The sequence below is a fragment of the Streptomyces sp. NEAU-YJ-81 genome (genome assembly GCF_017592595.1).
Taxonomy (GTDB): domain Bacteria; phylum Actinomycetota; class Actinomycetes; order Streptomycetales; family Streptomycetaceae; genus Streptomyces; species Streptomyces hygroscopicus_B.
In genome coordinates this window covers 225,298-244,067 of record NZ_JAGFNO010000008.1, presented here as the reverse complement: position 1 = coordinate 244,067, position 18,770 = coordinate 225,298, and the positions used below count along the sequence as shown (strand labels likewise).

The window sequence follows — 18,770 nt, the reverse complement described above, 5'->3', positions numbered from 1 at the left end:
ATTCCATTCCGGGGACGAAATACGGGCCAAGTTGCCCTGTGTGGGTGACACGTGCACACTGTGTGCCGACCAGGAGGACGAACCATGCCGTCGAGCACCACCCCGACGCTGCGTCAGCAACGACTGGGCACTGAGCTGCGCAAGCTACGCGATCGCGCTGGGCTGTCGACCACCGCGGCCGCCTCGCTCCTCGGCGTCAATCAGTCCCGCATCAGCAACATCGAGGCCGGGCGGTATGCCGTGGGCGCCGATCGCGTCCGCGCCATGGCATGCAACTACACCTGCGCGGACGCGCGGCTCGTCGAGGAGTTGGCCGCTATGACCGGCGGCCGCACTCGTGGCTGGTGGGAGGAGTACCGCGAGATCCTCGTCCCCGGCCTGCTCGACCTCGCCGAACTGGAACACCACGCCACGGCCCTGCGCATCGCATCGGTGGTCCACATGCCTGGCCTGCTGCAGACCACCCAGCATGCGCGCGCCATCTTCAACGAAGCCATTCCGCCCCTCGCGGGATACGAGGTAGAGCACCGGGTCTCGTTCCGCATCAAGCGGCAGGCGGTCCTCTACGGGGACCAGCCGACCCCACTGACGGCCATCCTCCACGAGGCCGCCCTGCGCATGGGGTTCGGCGGTCCGGAGACGACCCACGAACAGCTCGGTCACCTCATCGAGATGAGCGAACACGAGCACATCACCATCCTGGTGATCCCCTTCGGTGGCGGCACATTCCCGGGCTCGGGCCAGCCCATCGTCTATGCTCACGGCCCGGTGCCGCAGCTCGACACCGTCCAGCTCGACACGGATCACGGTTGCGAGTTCATCGACGCGGAAGCCAAGTTGGTGATGTATCGCTCGGTGCTGGACCGGATGGAAAGCTGCGCACTTGAGCCCGCGAAGTCGCGCGACCTGATCCATGGCATCGCGCAGGACACCTGAGAGGGAACGCATGCGCACCCACCGCTGGCGGAAGTCCTCGTACAGCTCCCAAGGGGCCAACTGCCTGTACGTCTCCGCACCCGACAACGCCACCATCCGACTCCGCGAGAGCGACGAACCCGAGACCATCCTCACCACCACCCCCACCGCCCTCAGCGCCCTCATACGCAGCGCCAAGGCAGGGCGGCTCGACCACCTCGGTACGGCGTAAGGGTCAGCGGTCGTCCGCGGCCTTCTCGGCCGCGGACCAGCCGACCAGGTCGTCCACATAGCGCCGCATGAGCCGGTCCAGCTCGAGCAGGTCGCGGTCGCTCCACTGCTCGAACACCGGCTGGTTGAGCCGCCCGCGCGCGGCGTCGATCGCCTCGATGACGCGGCGCCCCTCCTCGGTGAGGAGGGCTTCCTTGACGCGGCGGTCTTCCGCGCCGGGGCGACGCTCCACCAAACCGAGCTCCGCGAGCTTCGCGACCTGGCGGCTGACCGTGGTGTGGTCGCGGCCCGCTCGGTCGGCGAGCTCGACCACGCCGATCGGGGCGAACCGGTGAATGCCCACGATCAGCGGGAAGAGCGCCCGGTCGAGCTGGACGCCCGCTTCGGCGATGAGGATCTCGTCCCGGTGCGGCTGGTTCATGATCGCGATGAGGTCGATGATCGATTCATGCAGCCGTCGCTGCGTGACCTGCCGCTGGCGTCGTGTGGCCATGACCCAGAGACTACCGCCAGGTAGCTGAGGCGCGGCCGATGCACAGCTTCACCCGACGGTTTCCAGGTAGCCCTCGATGGCATGGAGATTCGTGGTGTCGGCGATGGCCGCGATGTATCCGTCGGGGCGGATGAGCACCCACTGCCCGGTCCGCAGCCCGTACGCGTCACGCAAGTGGCCCCCGGTGTCGTTCAGATCGCCGCGGGGGCCGGTGGTGTGGATGTGCAGGCCCTTGCGGCCGGTTGGGGCGGCGGCGCGGTCGGCCTCGTAGCCGAGCAGGGTCCAGTGGGGGCCCTGGAAGAGGCTGAAGAGACGGGTGTCGAGCCCTCCGGCGCCGGTGAGGGGGGCGTCGGGCGCGCGTTCGCCCGCCAGCGGACCCTTGTCCCGGCGCGGGGCGGCGATCGTGAGGGGCGAGTCCACATAGCCGAGGTCGAGCTGGCTGACCTCGCGACCTCGGTTGGTGAAGCGGCCCTTCGCGGCCTCCAGCAGCCGCTCGGAGAGGCCGAGGACGGCCTCGGCGATCGGGCGGCGCTCCTGCTCGTAGCTGGCCAGGAGGGAGCCCGGGGCGCCGTCCAGGACGGCGGCGAGCTTCCAGCCGAGGTTGTACGCGTCCTGCACGCCGGTGTTGAGGCCCTGCCCGCCGGTCGGCGGATGGACGTGGGCGGCGTCACCGGTCAGGAACACCCGGCCCCGCCGATACGTGTCGGCCAGGCGGGCGTTCATCGAGAAGACGGAGGCCCAGGACACCTCGCGGACAACGACGTCGGTGCGGCCCGTGCGCTCGTGGAAGAGGGCGGTCAGGCCCGCCGCCGACAGGTCGATGTCCACGTCGAAGGGGACGGGCCCCTGGTACTGGAACATGTCCGTGCCGTACAGCGGGCACAGCGAGACCTGGGCGTCCGTGCCCTGGCCCCAGCGGTGCCAGGCGTCCGTCGAGACGCCGTCGGCGCGGACGTCGGCGACGACGGCCCGCACGCCGAGCGTCCGGCCCGGGAAGCCGATGTCCAGGGACTTGCGGACGAAGCTCGATCCGCCGTCGGCGCCCACGAGATAGGCGGCGCGCACGGTCCGCTCCCCGGCCGGGGTGGCGATCCGCGCGGACACGCCGTCGTCGTCCTGGTCGACGCCGGTGAGCTCGTGGCCGTAGAGCGGGGCGTGCCCGAGCTCGGCGAGCCGCTCGCGCAGACAGCGCTCGGTGAGGAACTGCGGTACCAGCAGGGGTATTTGGTACGGCTCCGTCGGCGTCGGGCCGGACAGCTCGATGGCGGACCGGTCGACCGGCCCCTCGTCCGTGTAGAAGCGCTGTACGGGGTACTCCCCGCCGGAGGCCACGATCCGGTCGATGACGCCGAGGTCCTCGAACACCTCCTGGCTGCGGGGCTGTATCCCCTTGCCCCGGGATCCCATGAAGGGCCCGGCCGCCTTGTCGATCAGCAGGAAGCCGACATTTCTGCGGGCGAGATCAATGGCGAGTGTCAGTCCGGCGGCACCGGCGCCGCAGATGATCACTTCGGGTTCCGAGACACGGGGCATATTGGCTTCGCCTTCCACAGATAACTTCATCGTGTGCAGAATGCACACGATGAAGAGGCACAGTCAAGCAGAGACACGGCCATTGGCGGGACTGAAAGGTGCTTCACGCACACATATGGACGACGCTGCCACGGCGGTGCCACCGCCCCCGGCCCCACCCCGCCGCTACGGTGTCGTCCATGTCTGACGAGACCCTGTGGGACTACCCCGCCGATGAACCCGTGGAGCGGCACGGCGAGTTCACCCTGACCGTCGTGCACCCGCCGTTCCCCGGCCCCGATGGCGTGCTGGAGGCCCACGATGAGGCACGGGCGCGGTCGTTCGCGGAAGCGTTCGGCACCGTCGACCGGGTCCTGGACGGCCAAGGGACGATTCCCGTCACCGAACTCATCGAGGTGGACACCCGCGCCGACCTGGATGTGATCCGGGTCGGCTGCTGGGGCGGCGTCATCCAGATCAACGACCCTGCCCTGATCAGCCTGTCCGAGAGCTTCCCCATCGAGGAGCAGGCGAATGCGCTCGCCGAGCGCTACCCCGACGCGGTCATCGTCGCCGCCGCGGGCATGGACCTTCCGGGCGCCGACGCGACGCCGGTCGCGTACTGCTGGAGGCCGACCTCCGCCTCAAGCACGACTTCTTCAAGGCCATGGACCCCAAGACCGAAACCGGTAAGGCCGCGTGGGACGGCCTGGTCAAGCGCAACGGCTGGCCTTGCCTGAACTCCGGCCGCAACTGGATCGAGCCCAAGACGGCCAAGGTCCGTGAGCAGGACGGCGGCGTCTACATCCTCGACGCCCCGCTGAAGCTCAAGTCGGAATACATGGACATCAACACCCCCGGCCCCGGCGGCGGCAACTCCTGCGCCGACGACCTCACCAAGGCCGAGATCGAGCAGAACGAACGCGTCCTCCACAACACCGTGGTCCCGCTCGTCGAGAAGTGGATCAACACCTAGCCGCAGTACGCCGACCTGCGCCGGGTCTACAACGCCCGCGTCGCGGCCGAGTACATCCGCCGCAAGGACGCGGTGTCGCCGACCGACTTCCACAACATCATCTGCGCGCCCCCAACCAGGACTGGGACAAGCAGCAGGTCTTCGACAAGTACCGGAAGATCTTCACCGAAGGCGAGTTCAAGTACGAACTCACCAAGGGCCAGGAGGTCTGGGTGATCACCGTCGGCGGCGTGGACTTCTCCAAGGCCCCCAAGCGGAACATCACCCGCACCCAGTTCAACCTCGAGCACCGCGGCCTGGACAAGACCACGAAGACCTCCACCGGCGCCGAGACGACTTACCAGGACACCGAGACCACCTACCTCGGAGGCACCTCCGGCAAGCTCCCCGGCGGCGACGACCCCACCCCGACACCGACCCCGACTCCCACGGACAAGCCCACGGACAAACCGACCGACCAGCCGACCACTCCGGCGCCCGACCCGTCCACCCCGGGCGGCGGCGACGCCAGTCAGCCCCCGGCCACCAAGGACCCGGACGGGAACCTCGCCGACACCGGATCCGACACCCCTGTGGATCTGATCGCGGGCATCGCCGGGGCTCTCGCGGCGGTCGGCGGAACACTGGTGTGGTGGATGCGGCGCCGCAGGAGCACTGAGGACAGCTAGGCGGTTTCCACCCACATCAACACGCGGCCGGGGCCCTCGGAAAAGGGGGGCCCGGCCGACCAGTACGCACTGTGCATCGTGAAGTTGCAGGTCATGGGTCTGGTGTGAGGGGTGGGCGGGATACTCACGCTGGTCGTCGGCGGGTGTCCACGGTGAAGATCAGCGGCGGCGCAGGCGTTTGTCGGTGATCGGCGGGGTGGGGTCGATGTAGAAGTCGCCGGGATTCACGTCGACGCCGGGCGGGACGATCTCGTCGATGCGATCGAGGATGTCGTCGCCGAGTTCTACGTCGGCCGCGGCGAGGAGGTCGGTCAGCTGTTCGGGGCGGCGCGGGCCGATGAGTACCGCGGTGACCGCCGGATGGGCACGGACGAAAGCGGTGGCCAGATGAGGCAGCGGCAGGCCGGCCTCAGCGGCCAGAGCGGTCAGTTCGCGCACGGCGTCGGCCTTGGCCTGTACGCCCGGCTGGGTGAGATCGAACATCTTCGCCCCCGCGCCGGCGCTGCGGTGCCCGGCGGTGGGATCCGCGCGGCCTGAGAGCCAGCCGGAGTTGAGCGGGCCGAAGGTCAGCACGCCCATGCCGTAGCGCTGGGCGGTGGGCAGCACCCGGCTCTCCACCCCGCGGGTGAGGATCGAGTACGGCGGCTGCTCGGTGCGGAAACGGTGGTGGCCGCGGCGTTCGGCCGTCCACTGGGCCTGCACGATCTCCTCGGGGGAGAAGAACGAGCCGCCGATGGCCCGGACCTTCCCGGCCCGGACCAGGTCCGACAGGACGCCGAGGGTCTCGTCGATGTCGGTGTGCGGGTCCGGGCGGTGCATCTGGTACAGGTCGACGTGGTCGGTGTCCAGGCGGCGCAGGCTGTCCTCCACCGCGCGGCGGATCCAGCGGGCCGAGCCGCCGCCCCGGTTGGGGTCCTCGCCCATCGCCAGCCCGAATTTGGTGGCCAGGACGATGTCATCGCGGCGGCCCTTCAGTGCCTTGCCCACGATCATCTCCGACTCGCCGCCGGAGTACACGTCGGCGGTGTCGATGAGGTTGATCCCGGCGTCCAGTGCCGTGTGGATCATGCGGACCGACTCGTCGTGGTCGGTGTTGCCCATCGCGCCGAACATCATCGTGCCGAGTGCGTATTCGCTCACCGACATGCCGGTGCCGCCGAGAATCCTGCGCTTCATCAGGGGTTCCTCCAGGTGCGTGCTTGCTTTCCACCAGCCGAGCACCGCTCGCGGCCGGGGTGGGAGACCCGCTCTGACCGGGGGTCCAACAAACCCCCTCTGGCGCAGCTACTCCCCAGGTCACCCCGGTCTACGGTGGTGGTATGGCCCAGGAACCGAACAGCGAGCTGCGGGATTTTCTCCGCTCGCGCCGCGCGAAGATCACCCCCGAGGAGGCGGGCCTGGCACCCCAGCCCGGCACCCGCCGCGTTCCGGGCCTACGGCGCGAGGAGGTCGCCCAGCTCGCCGGCGTCAGCGTCGACTACTACATCCGCCTGGAGCGCGGACGCCACCTCAACGTCTCCGCATCCGTCCTGGACGCGATCGCCCGCGCCCTGCGCCTCAACGATCTGGAGCGCGCCCACCTGGTCCGGATCGCCAAACCGACCCGCACCCGTCCTCGCCCGCTGCCCCCGCAGCGCGTCCGCCCCGGTCTGCGACTGCTGCTCGACAGCCTCACCGACGTCCCCGCCCTCGTCTACGGCCGCCGCATGGACGTCCTGGCCGCCAACCATCTCGCCCGCGCCCTGTACACGGACTTCGAGGCCCTGCCCGCCCGCAGCCGCAACATGGCCCGCCTGGTCTTCCTCGACGACCACTACCGGACCCTGTACGCCGATTGGGAAGACGCCGCCCGCGCCATCGTCGCCTCACTTCGCCTGTACGCAGGACGTCACCCGCATGACCCCGCCCTGGCCGAGCTCATCGGCGAACTCTCCGTCCAGGACGCGGATTTTCGCCACTGGTGGGCCAGCCACGACGTGTTCCAGCGCACCCACGGCACCAAGCGCTACCACCATCCCGTCGTCGGCGACCTCGTCCTGGGCTACGAGGCATTCACCCCCGCCGACGACCCCGAGCAGACCCTGGGCGTCTCCACCGCCGAACCAGGGTCCCCCTCCGCGGACCGCCTGAAGCTGCTGGCCAGCTGGTCCCGGTCCCCGCAGCACCCGGCGCCAGCCGCACAACCGGACGCCCCTAGTCGCCGAGAAAGGTGACCGTCTCGGTGAGCGGGGCCCGGTCCGTGCGGGCGTACGGCACGGTGGCATCCTCGTAGCCGATCGACATCCCGCAGAACAGGACCAGCCCCTCCGGCGGTGACACGACCTCCGCGACGGTCCGGCGGTACACCGACCACGCCATCTGGGCGCAGCTGTGCAGTCCCTCGGCGCGAAGCAGCACCATGACGGTCTGCAGACACATGCCCGCGTCGGCCCATTGGGCCGGTCCCATGCGGCGGTCGAGGTAGCAGAACAGAGCGGTGGGCGCGCCGAAGCAGTCCCAGTTGGCGGCGACGGCCCTGTGGCGCGCCCGTTGATCCTCCCGTGGGATACCGAGCGCGGCGTAGCGCCGCTCGGCGGCCTCGGCGCGGCGCTCGCGGTACGGGCTCGGCAGCTCGGGCGGGTACATCGGGTACTCACGCTCGTCCCCGGGATCGTCCGCGGCCACGCGCTCGGCGGTGCGCTTCTTGAGCTCGGCCAGCGGGGCGCCGGTCACCACATATGTCCGCCATGGCTGGAGGTTTCCGCCGGACGGTGAGCGGGCGGCGGCGGAGAGGACCCGCTCGAGCACCTCCCTCGAGACCGGCTCGTCCGTGAACCCGCGCACCGCTCGTCGGCTCGTGATCGCTTCGTAGACATCCATGTCGTCCTTGACGGTCGAGGGCGACGAAAGGTGACCGGTGAGTCCTCAGCAGCTCGAACGGACGTCGCCGGTCACCGGGCCCCGACGGAAGGGGGCCCGGTGACCGGCGCGGTTCGGCCGGATGTGCGCGTCAGACGTAGAGGAAGCCGCCGGGGACGGTGACGGTCCCGAAGGCCGTCACCAGCGTGACGGTCGCGGTGCCGGGCACCCCGGCCGGGGTGGTGCCGGTGACCGTGGTGGCGGTGGCGGTCACACCGGTGGCGGCGACGCCGTTGAACAGCACGCCCAGCACGCTGCCGAGGTTGGTGCCGTTGATGGTGAACGCGGTGCCGCCGGCGATAGGTCCGGTGTTGGGCGTGATGTTGGTGGGCACCGGGGCGGGCGGCGTGACGAAGTAGGTGAAACCGCCGGGGACGGTGGTGGTCCCGTTGGGGCCGCTCAGCGTGACGGTGACGTTACCGCCCGCGGGCGGACCTGCCGGGGTGATGCCGACCAGGCCGGTCCCGCCCGGGTTGATGGTCAGGATCGCCGAGGGGTTCGCGCCGAAGGTGACACTGGTGACCCCGGTCAGGTTGGTGCCCGTGATCAAGTACAGGGTGCCGCCGGTGGTCGGTCCCACGGTCGGGGTGATGGAGAAGGCGGTGGGCGGCGTCGGCGCCACGTAGGTGTACACCTGGCTGTTGCTGGTGCCGACAGTGGTGGTGACCAGGACCTGGACGGACCCGGGCGCGTGCGGCGGGGCTATCACCACGACGATGTCGTTGGTGGGATTGCCCGGCCAGCCGCCTCCGGGCCAGCCACCGCCGCCCCAGCCGCCGCCCCAGTCACCATCCCAGCCGCCGCCACCGGAACTGCTCTGGCTGACGATCTGGGCGGGCACGCCGCCGAAGGTCACGCTGATGACGTTGCGCAGGTTCTGCCCGTTGAGCTGGACGAGGTTCCCACCGGCGGCGGGGCCCGAGTTGGGCACCACGGACAGCAGCAACGGCGGTCCCACCTGCGACGGGGGCCAGTTGGCCGCGGTGGGGGCGGCGGTCGCGAGAGCGGTCGAGGTCATGGTTGGTCCTCCCGGGAAGGGTTCGGGTGATATGCGCCGACGGCATGCCGATGTCGTGGGCAAGCCGCTGGTCAACGCCTCGTCGTCGCCGCGCGGTCGAGGCAGGCCGGCACCGGAGGAACGGAAAGCCGCCGGGCGGCCGGTCAGGGCGCGGAAGCGATGCGCCGGATGAGAGCGGAGCTACGGGACGAACGCCCGGCTCCTGGATGGCCGACGAGGTATGGGGAAGCCTCGGCGGCACGTTTCCAGTTATCCACGCCCACCCCCGTCACTCAAGGTTCCGGGGCTGCCATCACTCGTTTGGCGCATCTGGGCGCGCCTGGCGGCGAGCTTGTATGACAAGCGCTCCGCTATTCGGGGGAACGCGCGGCCGGAGTATGGCCTGCCGTCCTCCACCGTGCCTCTAATGAGTGACATCGGCAGTGCCAACCCGTGCGGGACCACCCGGGGAGGGAGCGATCCGATGAGCCTCGCCGCGTTCCTCCTCGCCCTCGGCACCACCTGCCGTATCACCCGCTTCATCACCAAGGACACGCTGGCGGCGGGGTTCAGAACCTGGGTCGCCGACCGCTTCGGCGACGACTCCCGGCCCTCCTACCTCGTCAACTGCGGCTGGTGCACCAGCACCTGGGTCGCCGCCGCCATCGCCGTCTACGCCTCCTTGCTGCACACCACCGCGTGGTTCCACCTCCCGGCCACCGCCCTGACGCTCTCCTACCTCGCCGGGGTCGCCTCGCGGTGGCTGGACTGACACCGACCCGTACTGGACTCCAGGGAAAGGAACGGCAGCCATGGCCTGCAACTGCGGCGGAGGGGCACGTGGGGGCCCGCAACCCGTTGTCGTCTACGAGTTGACGCTCCCGGACGGCACGGTCCGGCGCTATTTCACCTATCAGGAAGCCGACGCCGCCAACAAGCGCGCGGGCTCCACCGGAGTGATCAACACCACCGCCCAGTGACGGCGCAGAGCTGCGAGTGACGGCGAAGACCGGCGCCGGACGCATGGCGGCCCGGCTGTCAGTGGTGTGCGGCAGACTGCGGCCATGGACATCACGATCAGGCACGCGCGGGACGAGGAGCTGGACGGGATCGGCGAGCTCACCGCCCAGGTGTATCTCGGGGACGGGCTCCTGGACTTCGGCGACAGTGATCCATATCTCACCCCCCTGCGCGACGCCCGGCGCCGGGCCGCCGAGGCCGAGCTGCTGGTCGCGGCGGACGCGGCGAGTGACGAGGTGCTGGGGGCCGTGGCGTTCGCGGTGTACGGCGGGGCGTATGCGGAGCTGGCCCGGCCCGGCGAGGGCGAGTTCCGGATGCTGGCCGTGCGGGCGGAGTCGCGGCGGCGCGGGGCGGCCGAGGCGCTGGTGCGCGCCTGCCTGGACCGGGGGCGCGCGCTGGGGCTGCGGCGGATCGTGATCAGCAGCCAGCAGTCCATGACCGCCGCCCACCGGCTGTACGAGCGGCTGGGGTTTGTGCGGGCCCCGGAGCGGGACTGGTCGCCGATAGCCAAGTTGGAGCTCACCCTGTGGGCGTTCACCGTGGAGCTGTGACGACTGGCGGCGCGCGTCCTGGGCCATGGGCTCGCGCGCGCCGGGTCACGGGCTCGTGTGCCGGGCTACGGGTTCGCGTGCGCGCCCGGCTGCGGGCTGCCACGGGCCCCAGGTCACGGGCCACCTCCGGAACGCATTAGCACATTCATGCGAAACTCCGCACCTCGCGACACAAGATATGGGGGTGCGTGCGTCGGCCGACACAAGATGTATGCTCGTCCTCGCTGTCGCCGCAGGGGAATCCGGTGGGAATCCGGAACTGTCCCGCAACGGTGTACGTGTGCGCTTATGCGGCGTGCCCGTAAGTCCGAGCACCTGCCGACGGCCCTGTGTGAACACGTCCCCCGGCCTCGAGGGTTGGGCCGATGGACGCTGCGTGGTGTGCCTGACGTACGAGGAGTGCGGCATCGGCATGCCCGTACGCGCCCATCGCACCCCCTCGTGGCCCCGGCCGAGCGAGGGAGAGCACCTCAGTGACCATCGCGCCCGCAGATCCGGTTTCAGAGCAGGCGGTTTCTCAGGCAGCGCACGACGCGCCCGGAACCGCCCTGCTGCGGACCCTCACCGGACTCACCGCCGACCTGCCTGCCACCGACCCCGGTAAGGTCGCGGCCGCCGCCCTGCGCGGCCGCCATCCCGGCTCGGACGAGGCGGAGTTGCGTGGCCTGGCGACCGAGGCGGCGGCCGGGCTGATCGCCGAGGAGCCGGAATACTCGCGGCTGGCCGCGCGGCTGCTGGCGCTCACCATCACGGAGGAGGCGGCCGGGCAGGGCGCGGTCTCCTTCTCCACCTCCGTCCAGGTGGGCCACCGTGAGGGCCTGCTCGCCGACTCCACCGCGGAGTTCGCCGCCGCCCACGCCGCACGGCTGGACGCGCTGGTGGAGCGGGCCCTGGCCGACGGCGCCGACAAGCGCTTCGGCTACTTCGGACTGCGCACCCTCTACAGCCGCTATCTGCTGCGCCACCCCATCACCCGTCAGGTGATCGAGACCCCGCAGCACTTCCTGCTGCGGGTGGCCTGCGGGCTCGCCGAGAACCTCTCGGAGCGGGCGCTGGACGATGTGGCCGAGCTGTACCGGCTGACCAGCACGCTGTCGTATCTGCCCAGCTCCCCCACGCTGTTCAACTCCGGCACCCGGCATCCGCAGATGTCGTCCTGCTATCTGCTGGACTCGCCGCTGGACGAGCTGGACTCGATCTACAACCGCTACCACCAGGTGGCACGGCTGTCGAAGCACGCGGGCGGCATCGGCCTGTCCTACTCCCGTATCCGGGCGCGCGGTTCGCTGATCCGGGGCACCAACGGGCACTCCAACGGCATCGTGCCGTTCCTGCGCACACTCGACGCCTCGGTGGCCGCCGTCAACCAGGGCGGCCGGCGCAAGGGCGCGGCCTGCGTCTACCTGGAGACCTGGCACGCGGACCTCGAGGAGTTCCTGGAGCTGCGGGACAACACCGGCGAGGAGGCCCGCCGGACCCACAACCTGAACATCGCCCACTGGATCCCGGACGAGTTCATGCGCCGGGTCGAGGCGGACGCCGACTGGTCGCTGTTCTCCCCGGTCGACGCGCCCGATCTGGTGGACCTGTGGGGCGACGAGTTCGACGCCGCGTACCGGAAAGCCGAGGCCGAGGGGCGGGCGGTCAAGCAGGTCCCGGCGCGGCAGTTGTACGCCCGGATGATGCGCACCCTCGCGCAGACCGGCAACGGCTGGATGACGTTCAAGGACGCCGCCAACCGCACCGCCAACCAGACCGCCGAGCCCGGCAGGGTCGTCCACTCCTCGAATCTGTGCACCGAGATCCTGGAGGTCACCAACGACGGCGAGACCGCCGTGTGCAACCTCGGCTCGGTCAACCTCGCCGCACACCTGGACGAGGACGGGCAGTTGGACTGGGAGCGCCTCGACGCCACCGTCCACACGGCCGTGACCTTCCTCGACCGCGTGGTGGACATCAACTTCTACCCCACGGACGAGGCCGGGGCCTCCAACTCCCGCTGGCGCCCGGTGGGTCTGGGCCTGATGGGGCTGCAGGACGTCTTCTTCCGGCTGCGGTTGCCGTTCGACTCGCCCGAGGCCAAGGCGCTCTCCACGCGGATCTCCGAGCGCATCATGCTCGCCGCGTACGAGGCGTCCTGCGAGCTCGCCGAGCGCCACGGCCCGCACCCGGCCTGGTCCGAGACCCGCACCGCGCGCGGTGTGCTGCACCCGGACCACTACACGGACGCGGTGGCCACCTGGCCGGAGCGCTGGGAGGCGCTGCGCACCCGGATGGCGAAGTCCGGGATGCGGAACTCACTGCTGCTGGCGATCGCGCCGACCGCCACCATCGCCTCCATCGCGGGCGTCTACGAGTGCATCGAGCCGCAGGTCTCCAACCTCTTCAAGCGCGAAACGCTCAGCGGGGAGTTCCTGCAGGTCAACTCCTATCTGGTGAACGACCTCAAGAAGCTGGGCGTCTGGGACGCCCAGACCCGCGAGGCGCTGCGCGAGTCCAACGGCTCGGTCCAGGAGTTCTCCTGGGTGCCCGCGGACGTACGAGACCTGTACCGCACCGCGTGGGAGATCCCGCAGCGCGCCCTGATCGAGATGGCGGCGGCCCGCACCCCGTACCTCGACCAGAGCCAGTCGCTGAACCTCTTCATGGCCTCGCCGACCATCGGCAAGCTCAGCTCGATGTACGCGTACGCCTGGAAGCGCGGCATCAAGACCACGTACTACCTGCGCTCGCGTCCGGCCACCCGGATCGCCCAGAGCGCCCGTGGCGGCGGCGCCGCGGCCACCGCGCCCGCGCCCGCCCCCATCCCCGTACAGCAGGCTCCGGCCGAGGCCGACGCGATCGCCTGCTCCCTGGAAAACCCCGAGTCCTGCGAGGCCTGCCAGTAATGTCCCCCACATCCCAGAAGAACCTGCTCGACCCGGGCTTCGAACTCACCCTGCGGCCGATGCGGTACCCGGAGTTCTACGACCGCTACCGCGACGCGATCAAGAACACCTGGACCGTGGAGGAGGTCGACCTCCACTCCGACGTCACCGACCTCGCCAAACTCTCCCCCGGTGAGCAGCATCTGATCGGCCGTCTGGTCGCCTTCTTCGCGACCGGCGACTCGATCGTGTCCAACAATCTGGTGCTGACGCTCTACAAGCACATCAACTCCCCCGAGGCGCGGCTGTATCTGTCGCGGCAGCTCTTCGAGGAGGCGGTGCATGTCCAGTTCTATCTGACGCTGCTGGACACCTACCTCCCCGACCCGGACGACCGCGCCGCGGCCTTCGCCGCCGTCGAGAACATCCCCTCCATCAGAGAGAAGGCGGAGTTCTGCTTCCGCTGGATGGACTCGGTGGAGAAGATCGACCGGCTGGAGACCAAGGAGGACCGCCGCCGCTTCCTGCTCAACCTGATCTGCTTCGCGGCCTGCATCGAGGGGCTGTTCTTCTACGGCGCCTTCGCGTACGTGTACTGGCTGCGCTCGCGCGGGCTGCTGCACGGCCTAGCGACGGGCACCAACTGGGTGTTCCGCGATGAGTCGATGCACATGGAGTTCGCCTTCTCGGTCGTGGACACCGTCCGCGAGGAGGAGCCGGACCTCTTCGACGACGAACTCCAGCAGCAGGTCACCGACATGCTCAAGGAGGCCGTCGAGGCGGAGCTGCAGTTCGCCCGCGATCTGTGCGGGGACGGGCTGCCGGGCATGAACACCGCGTCGATGCAGGAGTATCTGCAGTGCGTGGCCGACCAGCGCCTAATGCGCCTCGGCTTCCCCGCGGTCTTCGGCTCGGAGAACCCGTTCTCCTTCATGGAGCTGCAGAACGTCCAGGAGCTGACCAACTTCTTCGAGCGCCGCGCCTCGGCCTACCAGGTCGCGGTCGAGGGCTCGGTCGCCTTCGACGACGACTTCTGATGCCACAGGGCGGGCCGGACCCCGCGTGGGTCCGGCCCGCCCTGTGAGGTACGGCACACTCAGTCGTTGGGCACCGTCTCATAGCGGGCGGTGCCCTCGGCCATCTGCTTCAGCACATCCTTACGGTCGCGCTTGGAGAGCCGGTCGATGTACAGGTAGCCGTACAGGTGGTCGGTCTCGTGCTGCAGACAGCGCGCGAAGTAGCCGGTGCCACGCACCGCGATCGGCTCGCCGTCGAGGTCCTGGCCGCGCACCACCGCGTAGTCGGGGCGGGCCAGCTCCATGTAGGCCGTGGGAACCGACAGACAGCCCTCATTGGAGTCGTCCAGCACCCGGCGGTCGGCGGGCAGCTCCTCCAGCACCGGGTTGCACACCACGCCCACATGGCGAACGCCCTCGTCGTCCATGCAGTCGTAGACGAAGACCTTAAGGTCGACACCGATCTGGTTGGCGGCCAGGCCCACGCCCTCCGCCGCCCGCTGGCTGGCGAACATGTCGTCGACGAGCCGCGCCAGCCCCTCGTCGAACACGGTCACGTCCCGGCACTCCTTGTGCAGGACCGGGTTGCCGTAAACGGTGATCGGGCGGGCGGTGCCGCGCTCGCGGAAGGCCCGCTCACGCTCCTCGCAGTCCTCCGTGTCCACGATGAAATCGTCGACCACCTGCTGTTTCGTCCCTTGCTGCGACATCGTCCGCCGTGTGCCTTCCCTCAACCGTGATGCGTCGCCCTACAGGGTACGGGCACGACGCGCCCGGGCGCGGTGTGCTTACGCGCTGTGAACGGGCCGCCTCCGGCGGATCTTCCCCCCTCCCCGCCCCTTCCCACGACCGGGGCCCCGCCCCCCGGGCCCCCGGGAGGCCGACGACCCGACCGTCGCCGCGATCAGCTCACCGGCCAGGACATGGGGTCAAGGGCGGAGCCCCGGTTTCACTTCCCACCTGGCTCCTGGGAGCGGGGAACCGGCCGTCGCCGCCGCGAGTGCCTGCACCAGCAGGCTGATCGCGGTCGGCACGCCGGCACGGTGGATGACCGGGCAGCCCCCGCACACGTCCGGCCCGCCCGGCTCGGGGTCTGGGGCGGAGCCACAGTTTCGGGAAGGGGCGGGGAGGGGAACAGCCCGCCGCAGGCGGCACGATCCGCCAGCCGCCAGGCGGTCAGCAGACCTCTTCCAGGTCCCGCCACTCACGGGTGTCCGGGCTGTCGGCGACCCAGCCGTCCAGCAGCCCCCGCACCAGCCCGCCGGGCGCCGCGATCCCGCATTCGCGCTCGGGGACCCACAGCGAGCCCGAGCCCGCCATACGGTGGCCCAGCGGCCCGGGGTGGCCCGGTTCGCTGTGGTCGTGCGGGTCCAGATGCTCGCCCTCGCCCTCGTCGCTGGGCATCCGGCTCTCCGAGCAGGAGCGGCACAGCAGCCGCACCGACGACGACCAGTCCTCGGCCGCGAAGCCCGCGTCCGCCGCGAGCCGCTCCAGGGCGTCCCGGTCGGCCTCGGTGGCCGCCTCCAGCAGCACCACCCAGGTCGGCACCGGGGACGGCGCCCACAGCTCGATCTCGTCGAAGACCGGGTACGAGGGGCCCGCGGAGGTCACGCGCTCACCGTGCGGTACGCCGTCGTGCAGCACCACCTCGCCCCAGCGCCGCCCGGACGACGGCAGCGGGATGGACAGCACCTCGATCCGGGCCGGGTCCAGCCGGCGGCCCCAGACAACCTCGGCCTCGCCCTCCGGGGACAGCCGCACCGCCGCGCTGCCCAGCTCCATGCCGAGCGGCTCCCCGGACGCGGACGCCTCTCCGGGCACCTTCAGCCCGTACGCCTGCCAGGCGCGGCGGGCCAGCGGCCAGTCCTGCAGCGCGGTGGCCGCGATTCCCACGTTCCACCAGTCCGGAGCGCCCGTCTCGCGGTCCAGCAGCGCGACCGCCCGCAGCCCCGCGGCGCGCGCCTGCTCCCAGTCGTGCCGGAACTTGTGCAGCAGCGCCAGGTTGAACCAGGACTCCGACAGCCACGGCTCCAGGTCGGCGGCGCGGGTCAGCAGCGCTCCCGCGTCCTCGTACCGGCCGTCGCCGATGAGCGTGAACGCACGGTCCGTGGCCTGCCGCCATGAGGCGGACGGCCGGTGCCGTACCTTGCCGAAGATCTTCACGATTCCCGCCTGCCGGTATCGAAGTCGTCCCGTACCAGATGCCTTCGCGGACGGCGTCGCCCTCCCTCGAAGACAACCTGCCACACATTCGCGGACATCTCAGCCCGGCCCCTCACCCTCCGGCCGGGATGCGAAGCCCTCCACACCTCCTTGCCACCGGCCATTCGGCCTGGCACCCCTCTCCTCGCATCCAACCATGCCCCTCGGGAGCCCCGCTTATTACCGGCGAGTTCTCACCGAGGCCGGCCGTACACCTGGCGCGACAGCACCGTGGCGAGCGTCTCGACCACGATGGGGTCGAAGTCGCGCGCCGTGGCCAGCCGCAGCCGCTCCAGGGCGCGCAGGGCCGCAGCCCCGGCCGCGCCCTCGGCCCCTGGCCCGCTGACCAGCTCGGTATACGCGTTCACCGCGCGCACGATACGCGCGGCGAGCGGCTGCTCGCGGTACGGGTCCGCCTGGCGCTCCACGACCTGTGCCACCTCGGCGGGTACCCCGGTCTGGCGGACCACAGCGCCGCCGAGCAGCGCGATTTTGCGCTGCTCGGCGGCGGGCAGCGGCTCGGTGGCCCCGGCGGGCACCGGGTCCAGCAGCGAGAGCTGGCCGATGTCGTGCATCAGCGCCGCGTACTCCAGCACGGTCAGCCGCGGCTCGGAGAGCCCCAGCTCACGCCCGACCGCCCGGCTCAGCGCGGCCACCTCACGGGCGTGGCCCGTCGGGGTGTACCCGGCTATCTCGGTCGACCGGGCCAAGGAGGCGATGGTCTGGCGGTAGGTGGCCCGTATCCCCGCGTAGCGGCGGTAGGAGTACTGGATCAGCAGCAGCGGCACCGCCAGCACCGGCACCGGCCACAGCCCGGCGACGGCCACGGTGAGCGGCATCACCACCGCGGTCGCGCAGACGGCCGCCGCCACGCCGGGCAGCGAACGCAGCTCGTCGCGGAGCAGCGGTCCGTAAGGCCAGCCGGTACGGGCGCGGGCGAGGGCGGCGGCCAGGACCGCGTCGCACAGAGCGGTCAGGGCCAGCAGGGCGAGCAAATAGCCCACGAGATACGGGCTGTGGCCGAACCAGGAGGCCAAGAGGCCGGTCCGGTGCAGCGGTTGGAAGCAGATGGCGGCGAACGCGACGGTCAGCACCCGGCGGGCGGTGTGGCCGGGGTCGACCGGGCAGCCGAGCGCCAGCGGCGCCACCAGCCCGGCCAGGGAGGCGGCCACGACGACGGTGACCACCTGGAGGACACCGTGTGTGGTCGGCTCCCCGCCGAGCCGCCCGAGCAGGGCGTAGCCGAGGGCGCCCGCGGCGGCGACGGGCGCGGGCTCACCACGTGGATCGGGCACCCCACTGCCCCCCGGAAGCGCGGGCGGTGCCTCCACGCACCGGATCGCCTCCCCTACGGCGATGAGCGCCCCGAAGGCCAGCGCCGCCTCCGGCTGCCGCACCCCATGCCACTCGGTCCACACAAGCGCGACCACGGCAAGCGCCCCGGCCGCGCCGTAGACGGCGACGACGGTAAGGCCGCCGCAACGGCGCCCCGATATGCGCTCCCGCCGTCGACCCCGGGCGCCCACGCCCCTGTCGCGGTAGCCCGGACCCCGGCTTCCCTTACGGACACCCGCGCTGCGGCCCGCCCAGCGGACGCCCACGCCGCCCTTACGGACACCCGCGCCGCGGCTCGCCCGACGTACGCCCGCACCGCCCTTACGGACGACGCCCACGCCGCCCTTACGGACGCCCGCGCTCCGGCCCTCTTCACGGACGCCTGCGCCCTGGTCGCCCTTACGGACGGCCGCGCCCTGGACTCCCTTACAGACGGCCGCGCCGCGGCCTTCCTCGCGACCCCCCGCGCCCCTGCCTCCCTCGGGGAGGCCCGCGCCACGGCCCTTCCCGCAAACGCCTGCATCACGGCTCGCCTGGCGGGCGCCTGCGCCCTGGTCTCCCTCGGGGACGCCCGCACCCTGGCCCTGCTCGCGGACGTTCTCGTCCTTGCCTCCCTTACGGACGCCCGCGCCCTGGCCCTCCTCGTGGACGTTCTCGCCCCGGCCCCCCTTAGGAACGCCCGCAGCGCCGCCCCCCTCGCGGTCCGCGGCCGGACCACCGCCCTCGTCGGCGGCCGTAGGCCGGGCCTCCTCACAGGCGGGCGCGGTCTCGCCTTGTTGTCGGCGGGCGCGGTGGAGGGCTCGGTCGTGTCGTTCCGCGAGCCAGCCGAGGCTCCCGCGGAGGGCGTTCGGGAGGCGGGGTGCGGCCGGTGCCGGGGCGGGGCGGGCCGCCCTGGATGGCCACTGGGCCGCGCTCTCGTCCCGGTCGCGCGGTCCGGGGCGGTCCGGGCCGCGGGCCTCGCTGTCGTCCAAGGCTTCCGGGACATCCGGGGCGCCTGAGGCGTCCGGGGCACCAGGCGGGCCGGGCTCTCTCCCGGCCCGTACGGGGGCCGTCCCGGGCGCGAGGCCGTTCGGGACGGCGCGGCGCGAG

At 71.0% G+C, this 18,770-nt stretch carries 20 protein-coding genes and 1 riboswitch; of the genes, 12 read left to right on the top strand and 8 right to left on the bottom strand.

Annotation, left to right across the window (positions count from 1 at the left end):
* Positions 1 to 84: 84 nt before the first annotated feature.
* Both J5X86_RS20530 and J5X86_RS20525 read left to right on the top strand, forming a co-directional pair.
* Positions 85 to 936, top strand: coding sequence for a helix-turn-helix transcriptional regulator (locus J5X86_RS20530; RefSeq protein ID WP_208518209.1), 852 nt, complete (start codon positions 85 to 87; stop codon positions 934 to 936).
* A 10-nt stretch (positions 937 to 946) separates the two neighbouring features.
* The gene (locus J5X86_RS20525; RefSeq protein WP_208518208.1) at positions 947 to 1,147 is read left to right on the top strand and encodes a DUF397 domain-containing protein; all 201 of its coding nucleotides are present in this window, start codon (positions 947 to 949) and stop codon (positions 1,145 to 1,147) included.
* A 3-nt stretch (positions 1,148 to 1,150) separates the two neighbouring features.
* On the opposite strand, the gene J5X86_RS20520 is transcribed toward J5X86_RS20525, so the two are convergent.
* On the bottom strand, positions 1,151 to 1,639 hold the full coding sequence (locus tag J5X86_RS20520; protein ID WP_208518207.1) for a MarR family winged helix-turn-helix transcriptional regulator: 489 nt from the start codon (positions 1,637 to 1,639) through the stop codon (positions 1,151 to 1,153).
* A gap of 48 nt (positions 1,640 to 1,687) precedes the next feature.
* Positions 1,688 to 3,172, bottom strand: coding sequence for an FAD-dependent oxidoreductase (locus tag J5X86_RS20515; protein ID WP_208518206.1), 1,485 nt, complete (start codon positions 3,170 to 3,172; stop codon positions 1,688 to 1,690).
* A 179-nt stretch (positions 3,173 to 3,351) separates the two neighbouring features.
* Between J5X86_RS20515 and J5X86_RS20510 the strand changes: the two genes are divergently transcribed.
* The 3 genes from J5X86_RS20510 to J5X86_RS20500 are packed head-to-tail and all read left to right on the top strand — an operon-like array spanning position 3,352 to position 4,795.
* Positions 3,352 to 3,891 carry a DUF6333 family protein gene (locus J5X86_RS20510; RefSeq protein WP_208518205.1) on the top strand — a complete coding sequence of 180 codons (540 nt, stop codon included), beginning with the start codon at positions 3,352 to 3,354 and terminating at the stop codon, positions 3,889 to 3,891.
* The gene (locus J5X86_RS20505; protein ID WP_208518204.1) at positions 3,819 to 4,127 is read left to right on the top strand and encodes a hypothetical protein; all 309 of its coding nucleotides are present in this window, start codon (positions 3,819 to 3,821) and stop codon (positions 4,125 to 4,127) included. The genes J5X86_RS20510 and J5X86_RS20505 overlap by 73 nt, the downstream gene beginning before the upstream one ends.
* Positions 4,112 to 4,795: a hypothetical protein gene (locus tag J5X86_RS20500; RefSeq protein ID WP_208518203.1), complete on the top strand. Its 684-nt coding sequence runs from the start codon at positions 4,112 to 4,114 to the stop codon at positions 4,793 to 4,795. The genes J5X86_RS20505 and J5X86_RS20500 overlap by 16 nt, the downstream gene beginning before the upstream one ends.
* Before the next feature lie 159 nt (positions 4,796 to 4,954).
* Here J5X86_RS20500 and J5X86_RS20495 read toward each other — a convergent pair whose 3' ends face one another.
* On the bottom strand, positions 4,955 to 5,971 hold the full coding sequence (locus J5X86_RS20495) for an aldo/keto reductase (RefSeq protein ID WP_208518202.1): 1,017 nt from the start codon (positions 5,969 to 5,971) through the stop codon (positions 4,955 to 4,957).
* A gap of 143 nt (positions 5,972 to 6,114) precedes the next feature.
* Between J5X86_RS20495 and J5X86_RS20490 the strand changes: the two genes are divergently transcribed.
* Positions 6,115 to 7,008, top strand: coding sequence for a helix-turn-helix domain-containing protein (locus J5X86_RS20490; RefSeq protein WP_208518201.1), 894 nt, complete (start codon positions 6,115 to 6,117; stop codon positions 7,006 to 7,008).
* Here J5X86_RS20490 and J5X86_RS20485 read toward each other — a convergent pair.
* Positions 6,989 to 7,654, bottom strand: coding sequence for a nitroreductase (locus tag J5X86_RS20485; protein ID WP_208518200.1), 666 nt, complete (start codon positions 7,652 to 7,654; stop codon positions 6,989 to 6,991). The genes J5X86_RS20490 and J5X86_RS20485 overlap by 20 nt on opposite strands.
* 130 nt (positions 7,655 to 7,784) lie before the next feature.
* Positions 7,785 to 8,711, bottom strand: a complete 927-nt coding sequence (locus tag J5X86_RS20480) for an IPT/TIG domain-containing protein (RefSeq protein WP_208518199.1) — start codon at positions 8,709 to 8,711, stop codon at positions 7,785 to 7,787.
* Between the two features lie 463 nt (positions 8,712 to 9,174).
* Here J5X86_RS20480 and J5X86_RS20475 point away from each other — a divergent pair, with 463 nt between their 5' ends.
* The 5 genes from J5X86_RS20475 (at position 9,175) to J5X86_RS20455 (ending at position 14,165) form a co-directional block, all read left to right on the top strand.
* The gene (locus J5X86_RS20475; protein WP_014054797.1) at positions 9,175 to 9,462 is read left to right on the top strand and encodes a hypothetical protein; all 288 of its coding nucleotides are present in this window, start codon (positions 9,175 to 9,177) and stop codon (positions 9,460 to 9,462) included.
* Positions 9,463 to 9,502: 40 nt separating this feature from the next.
* A complete protein-coding gene (locus tag J5X86_RS20470; protein ID WP_208518198.1) occupies positions 9,503 to 9,670 on the top strand; it encodes a hypothetical protein in 168 nt (55 codons plus the stop codon).
* A gap of 84 nt (positions 9,671 to 9,754) precedes the next feature.
* Positions 9,755 to 10,261 (top strand): GNAT family N-acetyltransferase, encoded by a 507-nt coding sequence (locus tag J5X86_RS20465; protein WP_208518197.1) that lies wholly within the window; start codon positions 9,755 to 9,757, stop codon positions 10,259 to 10,261.
* 194 nt (positions 10,262 to 10,455) lie between these two features.
* A riboswitch (cobalamin riboswitch) is annotated at positions 10,456 to 10,599 on the top strand.
* A 135-nt stretch (positions 10,600 to 10,734) separates the two neighbouring features.
* Positions 10,735 to 13,149 carry a ribonucleoside-diphosphate reductase subunit alpha gene (locus tag J5X86_RS20460; protein ID WP_208518196.1) on the top strand — a complete coding sequence of 805 codons (2,415 nt, stop codon included), beginning with the start codon at positions 10,735 to 10,737 and terminating at the stop codon, positions 13,147 to 13,149.
* The gene (locus tag J5X86_RS20455) at positions 13,149 to 14,165 is read left to right on the top strand and encodes a ribonucleotide-diphosphate reductase subunit beta (RefSeq protein ID WP_208518195.1); all 1,017 of its coding nucleotides are present in this window, start codon (positions 13,149 to 13,151) and stop codon (positions 14,163 to 14,165) included. Before J5X86_RS20460 ends, J5X86_RS20455 begins: the two co-directional genes overlap by 1 nt.
* Before the next feature lie 59 nt (positions 14,166 to 14,224).
* On the opposite strand, the gene def is transcribed toward J5X86_RS20455, so the two are convergent.
* The 3 genes from def to J5X86_RS20440 all read right to left on the bottom strand — a co-directional run bounded on the left by def (position 14,225) and on the right by J5X86_RS20440 (position 17,776).
* Positions 14,225 to 14,854, bottom strand: coding sequence for a peptide deformylase (gene def, locus J5X86_RS20450; RefSeq protein ID WP_208518194.1), 630 nt, complete (start codon positions 14,852 to 14,854; stop codon positions 14,225 to 14,227).
* 466 nt (positions 14,855 to 15,320) lie between these two features.
* On the bottom strand, positions 15,321 to 16,307 hold the full coding sequence (locus J5X86_RS20445; RefSeq protein ID WP_014054791.1) for a hypothetical protein: 987 nt from the start codon (positions 16,305 to 16,307) through the stop codon (positions 15,321 to 15,323).
* A 233-nt stretch (positions 16,308 to 16,540) separates the two neighbouring features.
* The gene (locus J5X86_RS20440; protein ID WP_208518193.1) at positions 16,541 to 17,776 is read right to left on the bottom strand and encodes an HD-GYP domain-containing protein; all 1,236 of its coding nucleotides are present in this window, start codon (positions 17,774 to 17,776) and stop codon (positions 16,541 to 16,543) included.
* Here J5X86_RS20440 and J5X86_RS52000 point away from each other — a divergent pair.
* Entirely contained in the window at positions 17,747 to 18,679 is a 933-nt protein-coding gene (locus J5X86_RS52000; protein ID WP_208518192.1) for a hypothetical protein, read from the top strand. The genes J5X86_RS20440 and J5X86_RS52000 overlap by 30 nt on opposite strands.
* Positions 18,680 to 18,770 lie beyond the last annotated feature (91 nt).

Excerpts from the sequence above, each read along its gene's own strand:
- J5X86_RS20495 (WP_208518202.1), bottom strand. The coding sequence starts at position 5,971 with ATGAAGCGCAGGATTCTCGGCGGCACCGGCATGTCGGTGAGCGAATAC.
- J5X86_RS20465 (WP_208518197.1), top strand. The coding sequence starts at position 9,755 with ATGGACATCACGATCAGGCACGCGCGGGACGAGGAGCTGGACGGGATC.
- J5X86_RS20490 (WP_208518201.1), top strand. The coding sequence starts at position 6,115 with ATGGCCCAGGAACCGAACAGCGAGCTGCGGGATTTTCTCCGCTCGCGC.
- J5X86_RS52000 (WP_208518192.1), top strand. The coding sequence starts at position 17,747 with ATGCCACTCGGTCCACACAAGCGCGACCACGGCAAGCGCCCCGGCCGC.
- J5X86_RS20515 (WP_208518206.1), bottom strand. The coding sequence starts at position 3,172 with ATGCCCCGTGTCTCGGAACCCGAAGTGATCATCTGCGGCGCCGGTGCC.
- J5X86_RS20470 (WP_208518198.1), top strand. The coding sequence starts at position 9,503 with ATGGCCTGCAACTGCGGCGGAGGGGCACGTGGGGGCCCGCAACCCGTT.
- def (WP_208518194.1), bottom strand. The coding sequence starts at position 14,854 with ATGTCGCAGCAAGGGACGAAACAGCAGGTGGTCGACGATTTCATCGTG.
- J5X86_RS20480 (WP_208518199.1), bottom strand. The coding sequence starts at position 8,711 with ATGACCTCGACCGCTCTCGCGACCGCCGCCCCCACCGCGGCCAACTGG.
- J5X86_RS20455 (WP_208518195.1), top strand. The coding sequence starts at position 13,149 with ATGTCCCCCACATCCCAGAAGAACCTGCTCGACCCGGGCTTCGAACTC.
- J5X86_RS20505 (WP_208518204.1), top strand. The coding sequence starts at position 3,819 with ATGGACCCCAAGACCGAAACCGGTAAGGCCGCGTGGGACGGCCTGGTC.
- J5X86_RS20510 (WP_208518205.1), top strand. The coding sequence starts at position 3,352 with ATGTCTGACGAGACCCTGTGGGACTACCCCGCCGATGAACCCGTGGAG.
- J5X86_RS20530 (WP_208518209.1), top strand. The coding sequence starts at position 85 with ATGCCGTCGAGCACCACCCCGACGCTGCGTCAGCAACGACTGGGCACT.
- J5X86_RS20485 (WP_208518200.1), bottom strand. The coding sequence starts at position 7,654 with ATGGATGTCTACGAAGCGATCACGAGCCGACGAGCGGTGCGCGGGTTC.
- J5X86_RS20525 (WP_208518208.1), top strand. The coding sequence starts at position 947 with ATGCGCACCCACCGCTGGCGGAAGTCCTCGTACAGCTCCCAAGGGGCC.
- J5X86_RS20520 (WP_208518207.1), bottom strand. The coding sequence starts at position 1,639 with ATGGCCACACGACGCCAGCGGCAGGTCACGCAGCGACGGCTGCATGAA.
- J5X86_RS20475 (WP_014054797.1), top strand. The coding sequence starts at position 9,175 with ATGAGCCTCGCCGCGTTCCTCCTCGCCCTCGGCACCACCTGCCGTATC.